The sequence below is a fragment of the Brevundimonas sp. GCM10030266 genome (assembly GCF_042666595.1).
Lineage (GTDB): Bacteria > Pseudomonadota > Alphaproteobacteria > Caulobacterales > Caulobacteraceae > Brevundimonas.
The window spans coordinates 229,803-252,016 of record NZ_JBHTCY010000001.1; the positions used below are offsets into that span (position 1 = coordinate 229,803).

The 22,214-nt window shown below is 68.3% G+C and carries 21 protein-coding genes and 1 tRNA gene; 20 read left to right on the forward strand and 2 right to left on the reverse strand.

Annotated elements, in window-relative coordinates; all coding sequences use genetic code 11:
• Positions 1–13 precede the first annotated feature (13 nt).
• The 7 genes from ACFQQC_RS01290 to ACFQQC_RS01320 all read left to right on the forward strand — a co-directional run bounded on the left by ACFQQC_RS01290 (position 14) and on the right by ACFQQC_RS01320 (position 4,893).
• Complete coding sequence (locus tag ACFQQC_RS01290) at positions 14–250, forward strand: hypothetical protein (protein ID WP_376860820.1); 237 nt, start codon at positions 14–16, stop codon at positions 248–250.
• Between the two features lie 81 nt (positions 251–331).
• Complete coding sequence (locus tag ACFQQC_RS01295) at positions 332–1,087, forward strand: hypothetical protein (protein ID WP_376858938.1); 756 nt, start codon at positions 332–334, stop codon at positions 1,085–1,087.
• A gap of 58 nt (positions 1,088–1,145) precedes the next feature.
• Entirely contained in the window at positions 1,146–2,159 is a 1,014-nt protein-coding gene (locus ACFQQC_RS01300; RefSeq protein WP_376858940.1) for a fumarylacetoacetate hydrolase family protein, read from the forward strand.
• 84 nt (positions 2,160–2,243) lie between these two features.
• Positions 2,244–2,777: a DUF1453 domain-containing protein gene (locus ACFQQC_RS01305; protein ID WP_376858942.1), complete on the forward strand. Its 534-nt coding sequence runs from the start codon at positions 2,244–2,246 to the stop codon at positions 2,775–2,777.
• 104 nt (positions 2,778–2,881) lie between these two features.
• Positions 2,882–3,727 carry a hypothetical protein gene (locus tag ACFQQC_RS01310; RefSeq protein WP_376858944.1) on the forward strand — a complete coding sequence of 282 codons (846 nt, stop codon included), beginning with the start codon at positions 2,882–2,884 and terminating at the stop codon, positions 3,725–3,727.
• A gap of 99 nt (positions 3,728–3,826) precedes the next feature.
• A tRNA-Leu gene (locus ACFQQC_RS01315) sits at positions 3,827–3,911 on the forward strand.
• A gap of 142 nt (positions 3,912–4,053) precedes the next feature.
• Positions 4,054–4,893, forward strand: coding sequence for a hypothetical protein (locus tag ACFQQC_RS01320; RefSeq protein ID WP_376858946.1), 840 nt, complete (start codon positions 4,054–4,056; stop codon positions 4,891–4,893).
• Positions 4,894–5,127: 234 nt separating this feature from the next.
• Here ACFQQC_RS01320 and ACFQQC_RS01325 read toward each other — a convergent pair whose 3' ends face one another.
• Positions 5,128–5,262: a hypothetical protein gene (locus tag ACFQQC_RS01325; protein WP_376858948.1), complete on the reverse strand. Its 135-nt coding sequence runs from the start codon at positions 5,260–5,262 to the stop codon at positions 5,128–5,130.
• Between the two features lie 280 nt (positions 5,263–5,542).
• Between ACFQQC_RS01325 and ACFQQC_RS01330 the strand changes: the two genes are divergently transcribed.
• The 7 genes from ACFQQC_RS01330 to ACFQQC_RS01360 are packed head-to-tail and all read left to right on the forward strand — an operon-like array spanning position 5,543 to position 14,173.
• Complete coding sequence (locus ACFQQC_RS01330) at positions 5,543–5,635, forward strand: potassium-transporting ATPase subunit F (RefSeq protein WP_376858950.1); 93 nt, start codon at positions 5,543–5,545, stop codon at positions 5,633–5,635.
• Positions 5,636–5,648: 13 nt separating this feature from the next.
• Positions 5,649–7,352 (forward strand): potassium-transporting ATPase subunit KdpA, encoded by a 1,704-nt coding sequence (kdpA, locus tag ACFQQC_RS01335; protein WP_376858952.1) that lies wholly within the window; start codon positions 5,649–5,651, stop codon positions 7,350–7,352.
• A gap of 12 nt (positions 7,353–7,364) precedes the next feature.
• A complete protein-coding gene (gene kdpB / locus ACFQQC_RS01340) occupies positions 7,365–9,434 on the forward strand; it encodes a potassium-transporting ATPase subunit KdpB (protein WP_376858954.1) in 2,070 nt (689 codons plus the stop codon).
• A 31-nt stretch (positions 9,435–9,465) separates the two neighbouring features.
• On the forward strand, positions 9,466–10,203 hold the full coding sequence (locus ACFQQC_RS01345; RefSeq protein ID WP_376858956.1) for a TorF family putative porin: 738 nt from the start codon (positions 9,466–9,468) through the stop codon (positions 10,201–10,203).
• 11 nt (positions 10,204–10,214) lie between these two features.
• Positions 10,215–10,802, forward strand: coding sequence for a K(+)-transporting ATPase subunit C (kdpC, locus tag ACFQQC_RS01350; protein WP_376858958.1), 588 nt, complete (start codon positions 10,215–10,217; stop codon positions 10,800–10,802).
• Positions 10,799–13,474 (forward strand): DUF4118 domain-containing protein, encoded by a 2,676-nt coding sequence (locus tag ACFQQC_RS01355; RefSeq protein WP_376858960.1) that lies wholly within the window; start codon positions 10,799–10,801, stop codon positions 13,472–13,474. The genes kdpC and ACFQQC_RS01355 overlap by 4 nt, the downstream gene beginning before the upstream one ends.
• Before the next feature lie 9 nt (positions 13,475–13,483).
• Positions 13,484–14,173: a response regulator gene (locus ACFQQC_RS01360; protein WP_376858962.1), complete on the forward strand. Its 690-nt coding sequence runs from the start codon at positions 13,484–13,486 to the stop codon at positions 14,171–14,173.
• 15 nt (positions 14,174–14,188) lie between these two features.
• Here ACFQQC_RS01360 and arsC read toward each other — a convergent pair whose 3' ends face one another.
• On the reverse strand, positions 14,189–14,536 hold the full coding sequence (gene arsC / locus ACFQQC_RS01365) for an arsenate reductase (glutaredoxin) (RefSeq protein WP_376858964.1): 348 nt from the start codon (positions 14,534–14,536) through the stop codon (positions 14,189–14,191).
• A gap of 80 nt (positions 14,537–14,616) precedes the next feature.
• On the opposite strand from arsC, the gene ACFQQC_RS01370 reads away from it, so the two are divergent.
• The 6 genes from ACFQQC_RS01370 (at position 14,617) to ACFQQC_RS01395 (ending at position 22,213) form a co-directional block, all read left to right on the forward strand.
• On the forward strand, positions 14,617–15,873 hold the full coding sequence (locus ACFQQC_RS01370) for a multidrug effflux MFS transporter (protein WP_376858966.1): 1,257 nt from the start codon (positions 14,617–14,619) through the stop codon (positions 15,871–15,873).
• 53 nt (positions 15,874–15,926) lie between these two features.
• On the forward strand, positions 15,927–17,867 hold the full coding sequence (locus ACFQQC_RS01375) for a M1 family metallopeptidase (protein ID WP_376858968.1): 1,941 nt from the start codon (positions 15,927–15,929) through the stop codon (positions 17,865–17,867).
• Between the two features lie 300 nt (positions 17,868–18,167).
• Entirely contained in the window at positions 18,168–19,253 is a 1,086-nt protein-coding gene (gene hppD, locus ACFQQC_RS01380) for a 4-hydroxyphenylpyruvate dioxygenase (RefSeq protein WP_376858970.1), read from the forward strand.
• On the forward strand, positions 19,254–19,442 hold the full coding sequence (locus tag ACFQQC_RS01385; protein ID WP_376858972.1) for a hypothetical protein: 189 nt from the start codon (positions 19,254–19,256) through the stop codon (positions 19,440–19,442).
• Between the two features lie 9 nt (positions 19,443–19,451).
• Positions 19,452–19,904: a hypothetical protein gene (locus ACFQQC_RS01390; RefSeq protein ID WP_376858974.1), complete on the forward strand. Its 453-nt coding sequence runs from the start codon at positions 19,452–19,454 to the stop codon at positions 19,902–19,904.
• Positions 19,905–20,068: 164 nt separating this feature from the next.
• Positions 20,069–22,213: a putative bifunctional diguanylate cyclase/phosphodiesterase gene (locus ACFQQC_RS01395; RefSeq protein WP_376858976.1), complete on the forward strand. Its 2,145-nt coding sequence runs from the start codon at positions 20,069–20,071 to the stop codon at positions 22,211–22,213.
• Position 22,214: the final 1 nt, after the last annotated feature.

Sequence of the window (22,214 nt, forward strand, 5' to 3'; positions counted from 1 at the left end):
CGAACTGTCAGAGATGGCCATCGAGGAGCTGGACGCCGCCTGCGCCCTGCCCTGGCCAGACATGAAGGCCGTCACGCCGTGGGGCGACACCTTCGAGGGCGTTGCGCCCTCGGGCCGCGATGTCGAGGTGGAGCGCCGCTACCTCTGGGCCCACCAGCCCGAAGGCGCCATCGCCGTCGAGGTCGAGGTGCGGCTGATCGGCGGACGCGAGGGCGCCGAGGCCAAGGCACTGATCCACCCGCCAGGCTGAATCCACAGCCGTTAACCTTTTCCGGTTGCCAAGCGGAGCCGTCCACGCAGAATGCCGTTCGGTCACTCAGCGGGAGCCTCCATGTCCTACGGCGCAGACTTCGCCACGGCCGATCCGGCCAACGCCCCGCTGGACGCCCCGATCTATTTCGGCGCCGATCCGGTGCTGTGGGGCGCGCTGATTCTCGGCCTGCTGGCGGCGGCGCTGCTGGGCTGGTTCCTGCACGGCCAGTCCGCGCCGAAGACCGGCGACGCCTCTGCCTCGATCTGGAAGGCCATCGACGGCGCGGCCAAGGACGCGATGAAGGCCGATGACAACGCCCTGCATGGACGCGCCGAGCATCTGCTCGCCGTCGTGGACCGGCGGCTGGGCCACACGCTCGCCCTGGCCGGCAATGGCGAGGGTCTGGCGGCCTGTGTCGCGGCCCTGAACGACGCCGTCGCCGGCAAGCGCCCGACCCCGCACGACGATCACGGGGACGATGCCGACCACGCCCACGGCAAGGATCATGACGACAAGCCCGGCGACCACGCCGACAAGGGCCCGGATCACGGTCATAGCCCCACCTCCAGCGTGGGCGCGGCGGCGGCCAACATCACCATCAACGTCGCGCCCTCGACGTCCGCCAGACCGGAAAAGCCGGAGCATGGTGGACATCCGCCGCACCCGCCCAAACCCAAGCCCCTCTCCCGGCGCGAGCAGATCGATCAGCTGCGCCTCGCCGTCGCCGCCTTCAATGAGCACTGGCGGCATGAGGGCGCGCGGACCGAGGCCCTGCGCGCCGCGCTGCGGGAACTGTCCGGCAGCTCACCCGGCCCCCGCCTCAGCCACGGCTGATCCGCCACCGACACGGCGCCCGGTTTCCCCTCGCGAGGAAACCGGCTAGGCGTTCGGCATGAAACTCGCCTCGCTCAAGCATGGCCGTGACGGCCGCCTCGTCGTCGTCTCCAGCGATCTCGCCTGGTTCACCGACGCCTTCCTGATCGCCCCGACGCTGCAGGCCGCGCTGGACAACTGGGACCGGGTCGAGCCCGACCTGCGCGCCCTGGCCGAAAGCCTGGAACACGGCGGGGTGCCACGCGGCCGCTTCCACGAGCGCGATGCCGCCTCGCCCCTGCCCCGCGCCTATCAGTGGGCCGACGGCTCGGCCTATGTGAACCACGTCGCCCTCGTGCGTCAGGCCCGCAACGCCGAGATGCCGGACAGCTTCTGGACCGATCCCCTGATGTATCAGGGCGGCTCGGACGGCTTCCTGAACCCGCGCGATCCGATCCCGCTGGCCAATGAAAGCTGGGGCTGCGACCTGGAGGCCGAGATCGTCGTCGTCACCGGCGACGTGCCGCAGGGCGTGACCCGCGAGGAGGCGCTGACGCACATCCGGCTGGTCGGCTTGGTCAACGACGTGAGCCTGCGCAACCTGATCCCGGCGGAACTGTCCAAGGGCTTCGGCTTCGTCCAGTCCAAGCCCGCCAGCGCCCTGTCGCCCGTCTTCGTCACGCCCGAGGCGCTGGGCGACCGCTGGAAGGACGGCAAGCTGCACGGGGAACTGTCGGTGCAACTGAACGGCGCCGACTTCGGCAAGGCCGACGCCGGCGTCGACATGACCTTCGACTTCGGAACCCTGATCGCCCACCTGGCCAAGACCCGCGCCCTGTGCGCCGGCACGGTCATCGGCTCGGGCACGGTCTCGAACCGCGACGCCGACGGCGGCCCGGGCAAGCCGGTGGCCGAGGGCGGTCTGGGCTACAGCTGCATCGCCGAGGTCCGCACCGTCGAGACCATCCTGCGTGGCAAGCCGGAGACCGGCTTCCTCAAACATGGCGACACGGTCCGCATCGAGATGCTGGACGAGAAGCACCACTCGATCTTCGGCGCCATCGAGCAGACGGTCGGTCCGGTCGAGGGCTGATCCGACAGGCCTTTACGCGCCTCGCCGGAACGCTAATCTCCCCCTGCCTGCGCCATTTCGCCGCAGACAGGGGGCGTTCCTTCAGTGACTCAACAACAGCTTGTTCCGCTGATCGCCATCGCGGCGGTGATCCCGTTTGTCCTGCTGCGGAACCGCAAGCCGCGCACCCTGCGACCCGAGTTCCTCTGGGTGGTCCCGCTGATCGTGGTCGCCGCCATCAGCTTCGGCTTCTGGGCCATGAGCATGAGCAGCCGGAGCGCGCCGCCGACCGATCCGGTGTCGCTGCTGATCCTTGCCGTCGGCCTGGCTCTGGGCGCCGCCTTCGGCTGGCAGCGCGGGAAGATGACCACCATCCACAAGACGCCGGACGGCGTGCTGAAGGCCCAGGCCTCACCCATCGGCCTGTTCATCATCATCGGCGTCATGGTCGGCCGTCGCGCACTGGAGCCCTGGCTCGAGGCCCATGCCGCGGACTGGCACATCAACCCGCTGGCCATCCTTGAGGCCTTCATGCTGTTCGCCGCCGGCATGGTCGTGACCCAGCGCATCGAGATGTTCATCCGCGCCCGCAACATCCAGCATGGCGGCACCGACGCCCACGTCGAGGCCGAGCGGTAACGACGCCCCTCGCAACCCGAAGTCACGCCTGCCGATCCGCGCAACTCTTTCCTCTCTTCGGGCGCTGACCTAGAACAGGTCTTCAGTCCGCGGGGGAAAGCGACATGAAACGGGTAATCACGGTCCTGACGATCATGGCGGTGAGCGTGCCCGCCCTCGCGCAGGACAACATCCGCGACTGGGATGTCCATCGCGACGATCGCCAGAAGCTGCACATCGTGTTTTCCGCACTCGACAACGGCCTGACCCTCGCCGTGCGGTGCGCGGACGGCAATCTCCAAGCCCTGCTGACCGGCCTGCCGGAACCGGAGGCACGGCGCGAAACCCGGACCTTGCAGGTCGCCTTCGGCGAGGATGAGTTCGAGCACCAGACCTGGAACATCGCCATGAACCGGGCGGTAGCGCTGAGCGAACGCCCCGCGCCCTTCGCGCGCAAACTGCGCGAGGGCGGTCGGCTGCAGATCCGCGTGCCGGGCGGCGCGGAAGGCGGGCGGCACCTGCGATACGACCTCAGCCTGCCTGCCTCCAGCGCCGCGATCGACGATGTGCTGACCACCTGCCGCAAGCCGCTCGTCGATCCGCGCGACGCCCAACTCAGGGATCTGCCCGAGGACGGGCTGCCGTCCGGGGTCACCTGGCGGCAAGCCCCCCGCCCCGAGTTTCCGGTGAGCCGTTACGCCAGAGGCTTCGCCGTCACCTCCTGCCTGACCTCCGAGGATGGCCGGCTGCGGGATTGTGTCATCGAAAGCGAGCACCCCGGCGACGGCGGCTTCGGTGAGGCGGCCCTGCGCGGCATCCGGCCGGCCATTGTGAACCAGCCCCCTTCGCCGGACGGCGTCTTCCGTCCTGTCATGGTGCAGTTCCGGTCGAACTTCGTCATGGAAGGCTACACGAACCAGGAAGATCGGATCCGCGCCCGGGAACAGCGCGGGCGCGGACAGCGCCCCTGAGCGCCGCCCCCTTCTCCCACCGCCCAAGGCGCTTGCCCGCGCGGAGGCGACCGGCTAGGTCATCGCTCCCGGCGACGCCTCGCGTCGTCCACGGCCTGTGCGGGCGTGGTGAAACTGGTAGACGCGCCGGACTCAAAATCCGGTTCCGAAAGGAGTGTCGGTTCGAGCCCGACCGCCCGCACCACGGCCCTGACGGCCCGCATGGCCTCACCTCCCAAGCGTTCCAAGCCCTGGCGAACCAGCCCTGACGCGCCGTGCTTGACGGGTCGCGCTTGACGGTCCGCGTCTTGGCCTTCTAGCTGACCACTCCGAAAGGTTGAGGGACCATGCTCGCTGAACTTGCTTTGCTCGCTTCCCTTGCAGGCCCTGCCCTGGGCCCTCCGTCCTCGCAGGACGGCGCCCTCGCTCCCGCGCCCACCCCTCTGGAGAGGTCGGCGGAAGAGTTTTTTCGGCGACAACGCGAGGAGATCTTCGACTTCACGATCCGTCGAATGGAGTATGTGATCTTCCATCAGGATATCAGTGCCGAGAGCGTGGACTGGCTGTCTGATGTGCTCGGCCAGAACGAGATTCTCGACGTCCAAAGTCTCGGGGGAGATGCCCGGGCCTCGTTCGAAATGTCGCGTATGGCGCGCGAGCGCCGTGCGCGCGTCCGCGTTACAGGGGAGTGCAGCTCTGGCTGTGCGATCGTCTGGATTACAGCCCGCGAGCGCCTGATCAACGGATTCACGGCCATCACCTTCCATGGCAGCCCGATCAGTTCTCTGGCCTGGTTCCGCGATCATCCTGATAGCATCACCGCGGACGAGCTCGAGTTTGCTGAAGAGCAAGCCGGCCGGATGACGAGCCTGCTTGAAGAAGCCGGTGTTTCACCGTGGCTGTTCCTTTGCGCAGCACGCCTTCAGAACGCCACACATACGTACACACCGAACCGGTCCACCAATCCCGGCACGCCGATCACGACGACCGCTGAATATCATTCGGTGTGGTTTCCCCGGTCTATTCTGGAGCAGGCCGGCGTTCGGGGGCTGGAGCGCTACGACGAGCCGAATGCGCGTCAACGACTGGAGATCGAGACGGAACACGGGAGTCTCTCCAGACCCAAGAGCATCTACTGGGCCAAGGATGGAGACTGCGATTTGGAGCGGACGGCGGCGGCGTCCTGAAAGACGCCGTCGCCGACGTCACTTCGCAACCTCGTCAGCCTCCCCGGTTGAGACGGTCGGCCTGGGACTGAAGGCGCCGGGCGAGCCTTTCGGCATCCCGGCATCGGGCAAGGGGTCGGGTCCGGCAGCCGTTCAGCGCCACGCACCAGCCGCCGCAGGCGCGCTCGACCACATACCGCCGCGCCTGCGGCGACGATGACCTCGGCGACGGGCGATCGTCGACGTAGCCGGACATCATCGGATGCGCTCCTGTCGGCTCGCGGCGGGGCGGGCGCCGAAGGCCTGACCGATCAGGTCCATGGTCATGCGCCAGACAGCGCGCTCCGGACGCGAATTCAGGGTGGCCTTCAGCAGGTGATTGCGGGTCATCTCGACCTCCGTTGAAGAGGTCGTCAATCGACACCCGCCGGGCCTCAGCGCGCCATTCGAAAACCGTCCGCCCGCATAAGCGGCGCATAAGCCGCCAGCCCGGCCTTATGGTTTCCTTATACCGCCGCGCTGAACCCGAATGGCGCCCTTACGCGGTTCGGGAGCCTTGTCCCGCCTCCACAAAGTCGGAGGCGTCGGCAATGTCCGATCTGATCTTTCTGGCGTTGGGCGGCGGAGCATTCCTGCTCTTCGCCGCCCTCGCTGCTGCATTGAAGAGGATGTGACGGTGATCGTTTCCATCCTCTGGGGCGTCGGCGCGGTCGTCGTCGCCGGTTACATGGTCGCGGCGCTGGTGCGCCCCGAGCGGTTCTGAGGGGGCCGCTGCAATGAACATTCAAGGCTGGGCGGAAATCGCCCTGACCCTGGGTCTCGCCACCCTGCTGGGCTGGCCGATCGGGGTCTATATGTCGCGCGTCTGGAATGGCGAGCGGACCTGGCTCGATCCGGTTCTGAAACCGGTTGAGGGTGTCTTCTACAAGGCTTCGGGTATCGACCCGAACCGCAGCCAGGGCTGGCTGGGCTACGCCGGCGCCCTGCTGGCGTTCAACCTGGCGGGCTTCGTCCTGCTGTACGGCATCCTGCGTCTGCAGGGCATCCTGCCGATGAACCCGCAAGGGTTCGGCGGTCTCACGACCGATCAGGCCTTCAACGTGGCCGTCAGCTTCGTGACCAACACCAACTGGCAGAGCTATGGCGGTGAGGCGACCATGTCGACCTTCAGCCAGATGGTCGGCCTGACGATGCAGAACTTCGTCTCGGCCGCCACCGGCGCGACCATCGCGGCCGCCCTGGCCCGCGCCTTCATCGCCAACCGTGGCGAGGGCGTCGGCAATTTCTGGGCCGACCTGACCCGGACGACCCTGTACGTCCTTCTGCCCCTGTCCTTCGTGCTGGCCATCGTGCTGGCCGGTCTGGGCGTGGTGCAGAGCCTCGCGGCCAGCGCCTCGGCGACGACCATGGAAGGCGGTTCGCAGACCCTGCCCCTGTTCCCGGCCGCCAGCCAGCTGGCGATCAAGCAGCTGGGCATCAACGGCGGCGGCATCTTCAACGTCAACTCGGCGCACCCGTTCGAGAACCCGACGGCCCTGACCAACTTCATCACGGCGGTCTCGATCAACGTGCTGGGCTGGGCGGCCTTCTTCGCCTTCGGGCGTTCGGCCCTGGCCAAGCGCGACATCAAGGCCCTGGTCATCGTCGCGACCCTCATCCTGAGCGCTTCGGCCGCGGCCATGTACGTCATCGAAACCCAGCCGGCTCCGGCCCTGGTGGCCGCCGGCGTCGACGCCTCGGTCAACATGGAAGGCAAGGAAGTCCGTCTCGGCGCTCCGGCCTCGACCGCCTGGGCGACCATGACGACCGGCGCCTCGAACGGCTCGGTCAACTCCATGCACGCCAGCTACATGCCGCTGGGCGGTGGCCTGCAGATGTTCCTGATGCAACTGGGCGAGATCCTGCCCGGCGGCATCGGCTCGGGCATCGCGGTCATGGTCCTGATGGCCCTGCTCTCGGTCTTCGTGGCAGGCCTGATGGTCGGCCGCACGCCGGAATACCTCGGCAAGAAGATCGAGGCTCGCGAGATCCAGTACACCATGGTGGCTGTCCTCGTTCTGCCGCTGGCCATTCTCGGCTTCGCGGCGGTGGCGGCGGTCCTGCCGACGGCGCTGGAAGGCCTGCTGAATGACGGTCCGCACGGCCTGTCGGAGATCCTGTACGCCTACACCTCGGCGGCGGCGAACAACGGCTCGGCCTTCGGTGGTCTGTCGGCCAACTCGCCCTGGTGGAACACGACGCAAGGCATCGGCATGCTGTTCGGGCGCTTCGTCCCCGCCGTCGCCGTCCTCGCTGTCGCGGGCAGCCTGGTCGCCAAGCCGAAACTGGCCCCCAGCACCGGCACCCTTCCGACCCACGGCGGCCTGTTCATCGGCCTGCTGATCGGCGTGATCATCATCCTCGGCGGACTGCAGTTCTTCCCTGCGCTCGCTCTCGGACCCATCGTCGAGCATTTCCAGATGCTCGGCGGGGCGTTCTGACGGACATCCCCAATGACATTCGCAAATCCTGAACTGCCGGGCGGCAAGGCCCGTCCGGCGCCTCTCGCGGGAGGGCTCAACGGCGCCATGCTGGGCCGCGCGCTCGGCGACGCCTTCATCAAGCTGGATCCGCGCAAACTGCTGCGCAATCCGGTCATCTTCGCCACCTGGATCGTGGCCCTGCTGGCGACCGTTTCGGCGGTCGCGGCGGTGGCGGCGGGCCAGTCGGCGGGCTTCGCGGTGCAGCTGGCGCTGTGGCTCTGGGCCACCGTCCTGTTCGCCAACATGGCCGAAAGCGTCGCCGAAGGGCGGGGCAAGGCGGCCGCCGACAGCCTGCGCGCCACCCGGGTGACGACCAAGGCCAAGCTGATCATCGATCCCAAGACCGGAACCATCGTCCCCACGCCGGCCCATGAGTTGGTCGTCGGTTCGGTGATCCTGGTCGAGGCGGGCGATGTCATCGCCTCGGACGGCGAGATCATCGAGGGCGTCGCCTCGGTCAACGAGGCCGCCATCACCGGTGAAAGCGCCCCGGTGATCCGCGAAAGCGGCGGCGACCGTTCCGCCGTCACCGGCGGCACCACCGTCGTCTCGGACTGGATCAAGGTGCGCATCACCTCGGCGCCGGGCTCGACCTTCCTCGATCGCATGATCGCCATGGTCGAGGGCGCCAACCGTCGAAAGACGCCGAACGAACTGGCCCTGTCGGTTCTGCTGGCGGGTCTGACCCTGGTCTTCCTGATCGCGGTCGTGACCCTGCTGGGCCTGGGCGCCTATTCGGGCGTGAAGCTGGACCCCATCGTTCTGGGCGCCCTGTTCATCACCCTGATCCCGACGACCATCGGCGGCCTCCTGTCCGCCGTCGGCATCGCCGGCATGGACCGCCTGCTGAAGGTCAACGTCCTGGCCACCTCGGGCCGCGCCGTTGAAGCCGCCGGCGACGTCGACACCCTGCTGCTCGACAAGACCGGCACCATCACCTTCGGCAACCGCATGGCCACCGAAGTGATCCCGGTCCCGGGCATCCGTCCGGAAGGCGCCCTGCGCGCCGCCGTCACCGCCTCTCTGGCGGATGAGACCCCGGAAGGCCGCTCGATCGTCGAACTGGGCCGCAACGCCGGGATCGTGGTCGACGCCCCGGTCGGCTCGAAAGCCATCCCCTTCACCGCCGTGACCCGCCAGTCGGGCCTCGACGCGGGCAAGGACAGCTGGCGCAAGGGCGCGGTCGATGCGGTGCTCAAGTCGCTGAACATGGACGAGACCATGGTGTCGTCCGAGTTCCGCACCGCCGTGGATCGTATCGCCCGCTCGGGCGGCACGCCTCTGGCGGTCACCGAGAACGGCATGCTGGTCGGCGTCATCCACCTGAAGGACGTGGTCAAGCCGGGCGTGAAGGAGCGCTTCGCCGAACTGCGCCTGATGGGCCTGCGCACCGTCATGATCACCGGCGACAACCCGGTCACGGCGGCGGCCATCGCCTCGGAAGCCGGGGTGGACGACTACCTCGCCGAGGCCACGCCCGAGGACAAGATGCGCCTGATCAAGGCCGAGCAGTCCAAGGGGCGTCTGGTCGCCATGTGCGGCGACGGCGCCAACGACGCCCCGGCCCTGGCCCAGGCAGACGTCGGCGTAGCCATGCAGACCGGCGCCCAGGCCGCGCGCGAGGCCGGCAACATGGTCGATCTGGACTCCGACCCGACCAAGGTCATTGAGATCGTCGAGGTGGGCAAGCAACTGCTGATCACCCGCGGCGCCCTGACGACCTTCTCGATCGCCAACGACGTGGCCAAGTATTTCGCCATCATCCCGGCGATGTTCGTGGTCGCCCTGCCGTCGCTCGGCGCGCTGAACATCATGCAGCTGGGATCGCCCGAAAGCGCGATCCTGTCGGCGGTGATCTTCAACGCCCTGGTCATCGTCGCCCTGATCCCGCTGGCCCTGCGCGGGGTCAAATACCGCGCCGTGGGCGCCGGGAAGCTGCTCGGCCGCAACCTGCTGATCTACGGCCTCGGCGGTCTCGTCGCGCCCTTCGTCGGCATCAAACTCATCGACATCGTGATCACCGGCCTCGGCCTGGCCTGATCCCCTCTCTCTTCTTCAAGGACAAACTTCCATGCACCGCAAACGCACCTTCAAAGCCTCGGGCCGCAACGATCTGTGGTTCTCGGGCGTCTGCATCGCCGCCCTCCTCGTCATCGGCGTGGTCGGCAGCGCCCGCGCCCAGGAAGCCACCGGTCCCCAGATCTCCTGGAACGGCGCCGTGACCTCCGACTACGTCTTCCGTGGCGTCAGCCAGACGATGGAAGACCCGGCGATCTCGGCCGGCGTCGACCTGACCCACAACGGCTTCTACGCCGGCGCCTGGGCCTCGAACGTCGACTTCGGCGACGGCGAGACCGACGCTGAAGTGGACCTCTACGCCGGCTACCGCCCCGAGGTCAGCGGCTTCAACCTCGACTTCGGCGTGATCGGCTACCTCTACACCAGCCAGCCGAACGGCGCGGACTACGACTACGTGGAGTTCAAGGCCGCCGCCTCGCGCGCGGTGGGACCGGCGACGGTCGGCGCCGCGGTCTTCTATTCGCCGGACTTCTTCGGCGCTTCGGAAGATGAAGCCACCTACCTTGAGGTGAACGGCGCCTGGAGCCCGGCCGACAAGTGGACCCTGTCGGGCGCCGTCGGCCGCCAGTGGGTGTCTTCGGACTTCGACTACAACACCTGGAACGTTGGCGCGGCCTACCAGCTGACCGACAATCTGGCGGTGGACGTGCGCTATCACGACACCGATGAAAACGACTTCGGCGACAACTACGGCTCGCGCGCCGTGGCGACGCTGAAGGCGGCTTTCTAAGGAGCGAGATCATGATCTCCCACCTTCGTCCGGCCATTGTCATGACCGGGCTGTTCACCCTGGTGCTGGGCGGAGCCTATCCGCTGGCGGTCACGGGCGTCGCCCAGGCCGCCTTCCCGGCCCAGGCCAACGGCAGCCTGATCAAGGACCGGGATGGCGCCGTGCGCGGCTCGGCCCTGATCGGCCAGTCGTTCGCCGAGGCCCGCTACCTGCACCCCCGCCCCTCCGCGGCGGGCGACGGGTACGACGCCTCGGCCTCGTCGGGATCGAACCTCGGACCGCTGAACGCGGACCTCAAGACCGCGGTGGCCGAGCGCGCCGCCGCGATCCGGGCTGAGGGCAGCGTTGGGGACGGCGCGGGTGCCATCCCCGCCGACGCGGTCACCGCCTCCGGCTCGGGTCTCGACCCGGACATTTCCCCGGCCTACGCTCGGCTTCAGGCCCTGCGCATCGCGACGGCCCGGGGCGTCTCCGTGGATCAGGTCCAGCGCATCATCGAGAAGCATGTTGAGCAGCCGGTGCTCGGCTTCATCGGCCAGCCGCACGTCAATGTGCTGATGACCAACCGCGCCCTCGATGCGGAGTTGCCGCGATCTTGACCGCGTCCGGACCTGACCCGTCCGCATCGCCAGCCGCCCGCCGGAAACGCGGGCGGCTGAAGGTGTTTCTCGGCATGTCTCCCGGCGTCGGGAAGACCTACGAGATGCTGCGCGCGGCCCGTAGGCGTAAGGCCGAGGGTGGCGACGTCGTGGTCGGGGTGGTCGAGACCCATGGCCGCAAGGAGACCGAAAGCCTGCTGCGCGGGCTTGAGGTCATGGCCCGCAGCCCTATCGACTACCGGGGCCGAACCCTTCTGGAGTTCGACATCGACGGCGCTATCGCCCGCCGTCCCGACCTGCTGCTGGTCGACGAGTACGCCCACTCCAACGCCCCCGGCTCGCGTCATCCCAAGCGCTGGCAGGATGTGGAAGAGATCCTCGACGCCGGGATCGACGTCTGGACCACCCTGAACGTCCAGCATCTCGAAAGCCTGTCCGACGTCGTCCTGCGCATCACCGGCGTACGCCAGCGCGAGGCCGTGCCGGACAGCGCCCTCAGCCGCGCCGACGACATCGAGGTGATCGACATCACCCCGGACGAGCTGCGCAAGCGGCTGGGCGAGGGCAAGGTCTACGTCCCGGAAACCGCCCGGCTGGCGTCCGAGAATTTCTTCAAGGTCGAGAACCTCACCGCCCTGCGCGAGCTGGCCCTGCGCCGCGCCGCCCAGACCGTGGACGACCAATTGGTCGCCGCCTTGCGCGAGAAGGGGGTGGAGGGGCCGTGGGCCGCGGGCGAGCGCATTCTGGTGCTGGTCGGCGGCGACGCCATGGCCGCCACCCTGGTCCGCACCGGACGGCGCCTGTCCGACATGATGATGGACGCCCCCTGGACCGTGGCCCACGTCGACCGGCCCAGCGCGGGCGCGCCCGATCCCGTCGCCTCCGCCCGCCTGTCCGAAGCCGCCCAGCTGGCCGAACAGCTCGGCGGCGGCAGCGTCCGCCTCAGCGGCGACGACGTGGTGCGCGCGGTGATGGACTACGTCCGTCGCAACAACATCACCCAGATCGTGCTGGCGCGGGGGAGCGAGAACCGCTTCAGCGCCTTCCTCGGCCGGTCGCTGGCCGCCGAGCTTCTGCGGGCCTCCGAAGGCGCCGCGGTCCACATCATCACCGACGCCGCGCCCCCGGAGCGCCCCGCCCTGCGCTGGCCGACGGCCTCGCATGCGGGCTGGACCGGCTACGGCGTCGGCGTGGTGCTGGTGGCCGCCGCGACCGGGCTGGGCCTGCTGCTGGACAACAGTTTCGAGCGCGTCGATCTGGGCGTCATCTACCTCGCCGCCGTGGTCTGCGCGGGCGTGCTCTACGGCCTGCGCCCCGCCCTGGCGGCGGCGACGGCGGCCTTCCTCGTCTACAACTTCCTCTTCCTGAGACCGCTCTACAGCTTCTCCATCGGCTCCCCGACGGATCTGCTGACCCTGATCCTGTTCTGGGGCGTGGCCCTGACCACCGGCGCCCTCGCCGGGCGGGTGCGCGAACAGGTCAGCCGGGCCCAGCGCCGCGCCTCCGCCGTCTCCGCCCTGCTGGCCGCCAGCCAGACCCTGTCCGGCGCCGAGGACGCCCGCGCCACCGCCCGCGCCCTCGCCGAACAGGCCAGCGCCGCCGCCGGGGCCAAGGCAGTCGTCCTGCTGCCCGAGGGCGAGGACCTGGCCGTCGCCGCCTCCGCCCCCGTGGTCGAGCCGCCGCTCCAGCTGGGCGCCGCCGCCATGGCCGCCGCCCGCTGGGCTTGGGAGAAGGGCGAACCCGCCGGCCATGGAACGGGCACCCTGCCCCAGACCAGCTGGACCTTCCGCCCTCTGCAGGGCGTGCGCGGTCGCTCCGGCGTCGCGGGGATCGAGGCGGACGCCCTGGCCCCCGGCTCGGACGAGGAGCGTCTGGCGCTGGCCATCCTGGGTCAGGGCGCTGTCGCCATCGAGCGGGCCGAACTGGCCGGTCAGGCGCTGGAGACCGAGACCCTCAAGCGCGCCGACCGCTTCCGGGGCGCCCTGATGAATTCGGTCAGCCACGACCTGCGCACGCCCTTGTCCACCGTACTCGGCTCGGCCACTACCCTGATCGACTACGGCGACAGCCTGAAGCCCGACGTCCGCGCCGACCTGCTGCTCAGCATCCGCGAGGAGGCCGAGCGCCTGAACCGCTACGTCGGCGACCTGCTGGACATGACCCGGCTGGAGGGTGGCGGGCTCAACATTCGCGCCGACTGGACCGACGTCCGCGACGTGCTCAACGCGGCGGCTCAGCGCGTCAGCCGCCGCCTCGGCGCCCGCGACCTGACCCGCGACTTCCCCGCCGACCTCAGCATGGTCATGGTCGATGAAGGCCTGCTGGAACAGGCCGTGGTCAACATCCTCGAGAACGCCATCGCCTACAGCCCGGACGGCTCGCGCATCGAACTGGCGGCCTATGAGGATCGCGGCTCGGTCGTCATCTCCATCGAGGACGAGGGCAAGGGCATCCCCACCGCCGAACTGGAGCGGGTGTTCGACAAGTTCCGCCGCATGGAAGAGCCGTCCGACCGCACCCAGGGCGCCGGGCTGGGTCTGGCCATCGCCAGGGGCTTCGTCGAGGCCATGAACGGCCGCATCGCCGCCGCCAGCCCCATCGTCGACGACCACGGCACCCGCGTCCTGATCAGCCTGCCCAAGGCCATCGCCACCCACCGCGACCTGCTATGAGGGCGTAAGATGTCCGCCTCCAGAACCACCATTCTCGTCATCGACGACGAAGCCCAGATCCACCGCTTCCTGTCGCCCGCGCTCGACGCCGCCGGGTTCGATCCCAAGCGCGCGGACAGCGGTCAGGAGGGCCTGCGCGCCATCGCCCTGTGGAACCCCGACGCGGTGGTTCTCGACCTCGGCCTGCCCGACATGGACGGCAAGGACGTGCTGGCCCGCGCCCGCGAGTTCTACAGGGGGCCGATCATCATCCTGTCCGCCCGCGATCGTGAGGCCGAAAAGATCGAGGCGCTCGACCTCGGCGCCAATGACTACGTCGAAAAGCCCTTCGGTGTCGGCGAACTGCTGGCCCGGGTCCGCGCGGCCCTGCGCCAGACGGCGGAACACATCGCGCCGCCCGGCCCGCTCACACTAAGGGACGTCACCATCGATCTGGATCGCCGTCTGGTGCTGCGTGGGGGAAGTCCGGTCCGGCTCACGCCCAAGGAGTACGACGTGCTCGCCCATCTGGCCCGACACGTCGGCAAGGTCATCGGCCATCGGGATCTGTTGACGGCGGTCTGGGGCGCGGCGCATGCCGAGGACACCCAATACCTGCGCGTCGTCGTCGGCCAGCTGCGGCAGAAGCTCGAGGCCGACCCGGGACAACCCCGGCTGATCCAGACCGAGCCCGCGGTCGGCTATCGACTGGACGCCTGACCCGGCGCGGCCAGCCTACAGAACGTCCAGCACCTTCTCCTTGGGGCGCGCTAGCACGGTCCCCTTGGGCGTCCGTACGAAGGGCCGTTCGACCAGCACCGGATGCTCGACCATGGCCGCCAGTATGGTGGCGTCCGACGTCCCGTCGTTCAGCAGCCCCAGCCCTTCGGCCAGTTCGCCCTTGGTCCGCATCGCCTCGCGCGGGGTCAGACCGGCCTCGTTGAACAGGGCGGTCAGTTGCTCCGCCGTCCAGCCGGTCTTGAGATACTGGACGACCTCCGGCTCATGGCCGGCATCGCGGATCATCTGCAGCACATTGCGCGACGTGCCGCAGTTCGGATTGTGGAAGATCGTGATGCTCATGGGCCGACTTATAGGGTCCGTCGCAGACTTTTCACCCTTTAGCGGTTGCGCTTGGCGACACAGGGTCGCATCTGGCCCGGATGACCTCCCCCCAGTCTGCCGTCGCCCCCGCTCGCAAGGGACCGGGCTTCCCCGAGTTCGTCTGCCTGATCGCCTGCCTGATGGCGCTCAATGCGCTGGCCATCGATTCCATGCTCCCGGCCCTGCCCGATATCGGCAATGCGCTGGGCGTGCTGCGCGAGAACGACCGGCAGTGGATCATCACCGCCTATCTGCTCGGCTTCGGCGTGGCCCAGATCCTCTATGGCCCGCTGGCCGATCGGTATGGACGCAAGCCCATCCTGATGATCGGGGTTGGCCTCTACGCCGTCTTCGCCCTCGCCGCGGCCCTGGCGCCGACCTTCGAGCTGCTGATCGCCGCCCGCGTCGGCTGCGGCATCGGCGCGGCCTCGCTGCGAGTGCTGGCCGTCTCCATCGTGCGCGACCGCTACGAGGGCCGGACCATGGCGCGGGTCATGTCGCTCAGCTTCCTGGTCTTCCTCGGCGTGCCGATCATCGCACCCAGCCTCGGCGCCGCCATCCTGCATGTGGCTCCGTGGCCGTGGATCTTCGGCGTGCTGGCCGTGGCCGGCGTGATGGTCATGGTCTGGGCCGCCATTCGCCTGCCCGAGACGCTGAAGCCGGAGGATCGCCTGCCGATCCAGCCCGCCCGCATCGGCGCGGCCTTCAGGGAGGCGCTGACCGAGCGACAGTCGCTCGGATACACCCTGGCCATGACGGCGATCACCGGCGCCCTGTTCGGCTTCCTGAACTCGTCGCAGTCGATCTTCGAGCATGTGTTCCACGCCGCCGACCTGTTCCCGCTGATGTTCGCCGCCATCGCCGGCGGCATCGCCGCCGCCAGCCTGCTGAACGCCACCTTCGTCGAGCGCTTCGGCAGTCGCCTGATCTCGCACACCGCCCTGATCGGCTTCATCACCGTCACCGCCATCCATGCCACGGTGTCGGCGCTGGGCCATGAGACACTCGCGGTCTTCGGCGTGCTGCAGGGCCTGACCATGTTCTGCTTCGGCTTCATCGCCGGGAATTTCGGCGCCATGGCCATGGAGAAGATGGGCCTTATCGCCGGCACGGCCAGCTCGGCCCAGGGCTTCCTGTCGACCACCTTCGGCTCCCTGGCCGGCTTCGCCATCGGGCAGCAGTTCGCGGGCACCGCCACGCCGATGCTGGTCGGCTTCACCCTGATGGGGATTCTGGCCATGGCGGCGGTCCTGTTCGCCGAGCGGGGGCGGCTGTTCCACTCGCACCACCTGCCGCCGGTTACGCAGGCCTCTTGATCTTTTGGGCGCGGCGGGGCGTTGTCCCGCCACGTTCTGAAAGAGGTAGTTCGATGATCCGTACGGCCGGCCTGGTTTCCGCCCTTGCCCTTGCGCTCGCCACGGGAGGGTGCGCCACGATGAACGCCTCCGGTTCCGACATGCCGCCGCTGCCCGCCTCGGCCACCGCGCCGATCCAGTATGTGCGCGACATCCACTCCTATGCGCGACCCGAGATCGCCCACGTCCGCCACGTCTCGCTGGACCTGACCGCCGACTTCGGCGCGAAGACCCTGACCGGGACGGCGACGCTGGATGTGCAGGGTGTCCCCGGCGCGACCGAGGTCATCCTCGACGCCCGCAACCTCGACATCCAGTCGATCACCGACGCGTCCGGCGCCCCGCTCCAGTTCACCCTCGGCGCCAATGACCCGATCCTGGGCCAGCCGCTGACCGTCCGCATTCCCGCGCTGGCCGCGGGCGCCACGCAGAAGCTGGTCATCCGCTACGCCACCCGTCCCGACGCCGCGGCCCTGCAATGGCTGACCCCGGCCCAGACCGCCGGTGGCCGTCAGCCCTATCTGTTCAGCCAGGGGCAGGCGATCCTGACCCGCACCTGGGTGCCGACCCAGGACAGCCCCGGCATCCGCCAGACCTGGGACGCCCGCATCGTCGCGCCGTCCGACCTCAAGGTCGTCATGAGCGCCGAGACCCTGACCACCGATGGCGAGCCGGCGGACGGCGGCAAGGCCTGGCGCTTCCAGATGACCAATCCGGTCCCGCCCTATCTGATCGCCATCGGCGTCGGCGATGTGGCCTTCGAGGCCATCGACCACCGCACGGGGGTCTGGACCGAGCCGTCGCGCCTGCACGCGGCCCATGACGAACTGGTCCCCACCGCCCGCATGGTCGATGTGGCCGAGCAGCTCTACGGCCCCTATCGCTGGGGCCGCTATGACCTGCTGGTCCTGCCGCCCTCCTTCCCGTTCGGCGGGATGGAGAACCCGCGCCTGACCTTCGCCACCCCGACCATCATCGCCGGCGACCAGTCATTGGTCTCGCTGGTCGCGCACGAACTGGCCCACAGCTGGTCGGGCAATCTGGTGACCAACGCCACCTGGGCCGACTTCTGGCTCAACGAGGGCTTCACCGTCTATTTCGAGAACCGGATCATGGAGGCCCTCTACGGCGAGGAGCGCGCCCTGATGCTGCAGTCCCTCGGCTGGGGCGACCTGCAGGCGACGCTGGCCGACCTGCCGCCCGCCGACACCCGGCTGAAGATCGATCTGGCCGGTCGCGATCCGGACGACGGCCTGACCGACATCGCCTACGAAAAGGGCGCCGCCTTCCTGCGCACTATCGAGCGCATCGTCGGCCGTGAGCGCTTCGACGCCTGGCTGAAGGGCTATTTCGAGCGCAACGCCTTCCGCCCGATGACCACCGAACTGTTCCTTGAGGACATCCGCACGCATCTGGTGACGACCAGGGCGCTGGAAGACCAGCTGATGATGGACGCCTGGATCTACCAGCCGGGCATGCCGTCCAACTGGCAGCCGCCGGTGTCCAACGCCTTCGCGCCCGTCGACGCGGCGGCCTGGGCGTTCCATTCGGGCGGACCGGCTTCGGCCATTCCCTGGGCAAGCTGGTCCACGCAGGAGCGCCAGCGCTTCCTCGCCTGGCGTCCGCCGGTCGGCGACGGTAGTGGCCGCTGGTTCTCCGAGGCCCAGCTGGCCGATCTGGAATCGACCCTGAACCTGAAAGCCGAAGGCAACTCCGAGGTTGTCTTCGCCTGGCTGCAGATCGCGGTGAAACACCGCTATCAGCCCGCGGTGCCGACGCTGGAGCATTTCCTGACGACCCAGGGCCGCCGCAAATTCGTCCTGCCGCTGTTCACCAGCCTGTGGGCCGAAGGCGACTGGGGCCGCCCCATCGCCACCCGCGTCTACGCTCAGGCCCGCCCGGGCTATCACCCGGTCACCACCGGCTCGGTGGATGCGGTGGTGGGGAGGCCCTGATCACTCCCTCTCCCGATGGGAGAGGGCTTGAGCCTCCGAGAGCGAAGCGATCGGCAAGGCGAAAGGGTGAGGGTCGACTTTCGGCATTCGGCGGTGAGCCGTTTCCCTGTTCCGGGCGGCGGCTAAGGCGGACTCATACAGCCGACCCTCATCCGACGGGGCTCCGCCCCGCCACCTAAGGGTTCGAGTGCCCCCCCCACGAACCTGTGTGCCGTCGCACCTTGGCTTCAACCGTTCCGGACACTAGGTTCCGCCCGACAAACGGCGACCCAACGCCGCCCTCATTTCAGGAGACGCCCGATGACTGATGCAGCCACGATCGACCAGGAAAACCCGCTCGGCGTCGACGGCTTCGAGTTCGTCGAGTTCACCGGCCCCGAGCCCGAGGCCATGGTCGGCCGGCTGGAGCTGATGGGCTTCACCCGCACCCATGTGAACCCGGCCACCAACGCCGTCCGCCTGAAGCAGGGCGACATCACCATGCTGGTGAACCTGTCACCTAAGGGTCAGGCCGCCGACTTCGCCAAGGACCACGGCCCGTCGGCCAACGGCATGGCCTTCCGCGTCGGCAATGCGAAGGAAGCCTATGAAGGCGCCCTGGCCCGCGGCGCCGTCGCCGCCTCTGACGCCGCCGGCGGCGCGCTGGGCGACGACTATCCCTACATCCTGCAGGGCATCGGCGGTTCGCTGCTCTACGTCATCGACCAGTACGGCGCGAACGGTTCGCTCTACGACGGCTGGACCGAGATCGAGGGCTGGCAGGACGCCGAGAAGAAGAACTCGGTCGGCCTCGAAATCCTCGACCACCTGACCCACAACGTCCGTCGCGGCCAGATGCGCACCTGGTCGGGCTTCTACAACTCGATCTTCAACTTCGAGGAGCAGAAATATTTCGACATCAAGGGCAAGGCGACCGGCCTGTTCTCGCAGGCGATGATCGCGCCCGACCGCGCCATCCGCATCCCGCTGAACGAAAGCCAGGACGACAACTCGCAGATCGAGGAGTTCCTGCGTCGCTACAACGGCGAGGGCATCCAGCACATCGCCCTGACGACCGAGAACATCTTCGAGACCGTCGAGACGATGAAGGCCCGCGGCGTCGACTTCCAGGACACCATCGAGACCTATTTCGAACTGATCGACAAACGCCTGCCGAACCACGGCGAGGACGTGGAGCGGATGCGCAAGAATCGCATCCTGATCGACGGTTCGGACGAGGAAGGCCTGCTGCTGCAGATCTTCACCCAGGACACCTTCGGCCCGATCTTCTTCGAGATCATCCAGCGCAAGGGCAACGAGGGCTTCGGCAACGGCAATTTCCAGGCCCTGTTCGACTCGATCGAGCTGGACCAGATCCGTCGCGGCGTCATCAAGGTCGACGCCTGAATGCAGATGCGCCCGCCGTCCTGGCTGCCCTGGCTCGGCCCCGTCCTCGCGGCCGGGGTCGGGGCGCTGGCGGGCGAATTCTGGCTGGGTGGCGGGTTCTGGATGGTCCTCGCCGCCGCCCTCGTCTGCGGCTTCGCGCCGATCATCGGCTACCGCATCTGGCTGTGGCGCTGGCGGCGCAAGGGCTAAGGCCACGCCATGACGATCCGCTACCTGCACCTGCCCGCCGGATCGGAACCGCCCGTCATCGGGCAGGACGGCCCGTTCAAGGGCGTCGTGATCATCGAGCAGGACGTCGATCCGGATTGGCAGAACCGGATCAGTGATTGGCTGGTCCTCAGCGGCTGCCTCTACATGATGGCGTGGGGCCGAAAGGCGACCGAATGGGACGATAGTGTCGACTGGGCGAATCTCACCCTCCACGATTTCGAGGACATCCCTGACGACAAAAGCGTCATGACCACCTGGCATGACGACTGGCCGCTGGCCGAGGTCTTCTTTTTCGCGGGACACGAGGCCGAACATGGAACGGTCGAACTGACGGACGTCTGGATCATCGACATCCACCCCGACGATCGTCAGGGGCTGATGCTCCAGCAATATGCGGCGGCGCAGGAAGACGACCCCGCCGAACCGCTTCCGGCGGTCTGAGTGTTCCATGCGTTGGCAGCACTCACCTGCTGCTTGTTGTGCCGGAAAGGTCTGCGGCTCAGCTAGACCGCTGAAGAAACGTCGGTTTTCCGCCGTTAAGCACACTCCGTAGCCCCGGCTTAACTCAACCTATGGAAGCATCACCGTAACTGAGGTGATCTTTCATGCAGCTCCTGCTCCAGAATGACATCCTCGAGATGGTGGCCCGGGGCGAACCCCTGGCCGCCACCGCCGAGGCCCTTTGCGTCCGCGTCGAGGCTCTTCTGCCCGGCGTGGTCTGTTCGATCCTGACCGTCGATGACGATGGCCTGCTGCACCCGCTGGCGGCGCCGGGCCTGCCCCGCGCCTATGCCGCGGCCTTCGACAATCTGCCGATCGGCCCCGACGTCGGCTCCTGCGGCGCGGCCATCTATCTGAAGCAGCCGGTCGAGGCGACGGACATCGCCACCGATCCCCGCTGGGCGCCCTATGCCTATCTGCCGCTGGCCATCGGCCTGAGGGCCTGCTGGTCCACCCCGATCCTCAGCAAGGACGGCGACGTGCTGGGCGCCTTCGCCTTCTATTTCCGCCAGCCCCGCGCCCACACCCATCAGGAGGCCGAGGTCGTCCAGGCCAGCATCCACCTGTGCGCCATCGCGCTGGAGCGGGACCAGCAGGCGGCGGCCCAGTACCGACTGGCCTACCGGGACATCCTGACCGACCTTCCCAACCGCGCCGCCTTCAACGCCGCAAGCATCCGGCGGGCCGACGAGGACGCGCCCTGGGCCCTGCTGCTGATCGATCTCGACAACCTCAAGACCGTCAATGACACCTTCGGCCACCGCGCCGGCGACTGCCTGATCCGCGCCGCCGCCTGGCGGATCGAGAAGGCGGCGGGCGCCAACAAGACCTACCGGCTGGGCGGCGACGAATTCGCCGTCCTGATCGAGGGTCCGTCCGCCGATGACCCGGTCGCGGTGGCGGAGCGGATTCTGGAGAACCTGCACGAGCCGGTGGATTGCGACGGCCATCTGGCGGCGCCGCGGGCGACCATCGGCTGCGCGGTCGCGGCGGCGGATGCGGTCCCCGAGGACGTGCGCCAGAACGCCGACTTCGCCCTGTATCACGCCAAGGAGACCCGGCGTGGCGGGGCGGTCCTCTACAATCCCGATCTGGGCGGCGCGATGAGCCGTCGGCTGACCGCCATCCGTGATGTTGGCGTCGCCCTGCAGGAGGACCGGATTGACGCCCACTACCAGCCGGTCGTGCGTCTCGACACCGGTGAGATCGTCGGGCTGGAGGCCCTGTTCCGGGTCGTCACCAAGACCGGCGAGGTCATCCCGGCGGGCGACTATTTCGACGCCACCACCGACATCTACACCGCCACCCGGCTGACCGCGCGGATGCTGGATATCGTGGCGCGCGATGTCCGCGCCTGGCTGGACCAGGGCATCTGGTTCCAGCACGTGGGGATCAATGTCTCCTCGGCGGACTTCCAGGGCGGCGACCTGCATGAACTGATCCGGCAGGCCTTCGCCCGCGAGGACGTGTCGCTCCAGCACATCATTCTGGAGGTCACCGAGACGGTCTACATGGCCAGTGACGGACTGGTCGCCAACGAGATCCAGAAGATGCGGGCCAACGGCCTGAAGGTCGCGCTGGACGACTTCGGCACCGGCTTCGCCTCCCTGACCCACCTGCTGTCGGTGCCCGTCGATATCATCAAGATCGACAAGTCCTTCGTCGCCCGGATGGAGCCCGAGAGCCGCAGCACGGCCATCGTCGAGGGCCTGCTGACCATGGCCGGAAAGCTGGGGATCAAGGTCGTCGCGGAGGGCATCGAGAACCAGATGCAGGCCGAGCTGCTGCGCAATTTCGGCTGCACCCTGGGGCAGGGCTATCTCTACGCCCGGCCGGTTGATCGTCGGAAGATCACCGCCCTGCTGTCCGAAAAGGCGCAGAAGCGGGATCCCGACCTGGCCCTGGCCATCGGTCTGGTGCCCGATCAGCTGACCGAGTCGCTGGATCGACAGGCCGAGGGCGACGGACGCCTGATCCGCTACGCCATCCTGCTGTGCGGCGAGGACTGGCGGGTGGTGTCGGAACGGCGCCAGTTCGGCCGCTTCCCCAACCGCGCCGCCGCCTTCCAGTGCGCCATGCGCCTGGCCCGCGAAGCCAACGCCTCCGGCGCCACGGTCGAACTGCTGCACGCGGACACGGGCGGGGAGTTGAAGAGCTTCTACCTGACCGATCAGACCGAGACCCTGACGCTGGGGCTTGAGGACGCCGAGCCCGCGCCGCCTTCCACGGCTAAACGCGCCGGCACCTGAT

What these genes read in the sequence shown, in the direction of transcription:
- ACFQQC_RS01375 (WP_376858968.1), top strand. Translation starts at nt 15,927, where the DNA reads ATGATCCGTACGGCCGGCCTGGTTTCCGCCCTTGCCCTTGCGCTCGCC.
- ACFQQC_RS01360 (WP_376858962.1), top strand. Translation starts at nt 13,484, where the DNA reads ATGTCCGCCTCCAGAACCACCATTCTCGTCATCGACGACGAAGCCCAG.
- arsC (WP_376858964.1), bottom strand. Translation starts at nt 14,536, where the DNA reads ATGAGCATCACGATCTTCCACAATCCGAACTGCGGCACGTCGCGCAAT.
- ACFQQC_RS01290 (WP_376860820.1), top strand. Translation starts at nt 14, where the DNA reads ATGGCCATCGAGGAGCTGGACGCCGCCTGCGCCCTGCCCTGGCCAGAC.
- hppD (WP_376858970.1), top strand. Translation starts at nt 18,168, where the DNA reads ATGACTGATGCAGCCACGATCGACCAGGAAAACCCGCTCGGCGTCGAC.
- ACFQQC_RS01300 (WP_376858940.1), top strand. Translation starts at nt 1,146, where the DNA reads ATGAAACTCGCCTCGCTCAAGCATGGCCGTGACGGCCGCCTCGTCGTC.
- kdpC (WP_376858958.1), top strand. Translation starts at nt 10,215, where the DNA reads ATGATCTCCCACCTTCGTCCGGCCATTGTCATGACCGGGCTGTTCACC.
- ACFQQC_RS01390 (WP_376858974.1), top strand. Translation starts at nt 19,452, where the DNA reads ATGACGATCCGCTACCTGCACCTGCCCGCCGGATCGGAACCGCCCGTC.
- ACFQQC_RS01370 (WP_376858966.1), top strand. Translation starts at nt 14,617, where the DNA reads ATGACCTCCCCCCAGTCTGCCGTCGCCCCCGCTCGCAAGGGACCGGGC.
- ACFQQC_RS01295 (WP_376858938.1), top strand. Translation starts at nt 332, where the DNA reads ATGTCCTACGGCGCAGACTTCGCCACGGCCGATCCGGCCAACGCCCCG.
- ACFQQC_RS01395 (WP_376858976.1), top strand. Translation starts at nt 20,069, where the DNA reads ATGCAGCTCCTGCTCCAGAATGACATCCTCGAGATGGTGGCCCGGGGC.
- ACFQQC_RS01345 (WP_376858956.1), top strand. Translation starts at nt 9,466, where the DNA reads ATGCACCGCAAACGCACCTTCAAAGCCTCGGGCCGCAACGATCTGTGG.
- ACFQQC_RS01320 (WP_376858946.1), top strand. Translation starts at nt 4,054, where the DNA reads ATGCTCGCTGAACTTGCTTTGCTCGCTTCCCTTGCAGGCCCTGCCCTG.
- ACFQQC_RS01385 (WP_376858972.1), top strand. Translation starts at nt 19,254, where the DNA reads ATGCAGATGCGCCCGCCGTCCTGGCTGCCCTGGCTCGGCCCCGTCCTC.
- kdpA (WP_376858952.1), top strand. Translation starts at nt 5,649, where the DNA reads ATGAACATTCAAGGCTGGGCGGAAATCGCCCTGACCCTGGGTCTCGCC.
- ACFQQC_RS01325 (WP_376858948.1), bottom strand. Translation starts at nt 5,262, where the DNA reads ATGACCCGCAATCACCTGCTGAAGGCCACCCTGAATTCGCGTCCGGAG.
- kdpB (WP_376858954.1), top strand. Translation starts at nt 7,365, where the DNA reads ATGACATTCGCAAATCCTGAACTGCCGGGCGGCAAGGCCCGTCCGGCG.
- ACFQQC_RS01310 (WP_376858944.1), top strand. Translation starts at nt 2,882, where the DNA reads ATGAAACGGGTAATCACGGTCCTGACGATCATGGCGGTGAGCGTGCCC.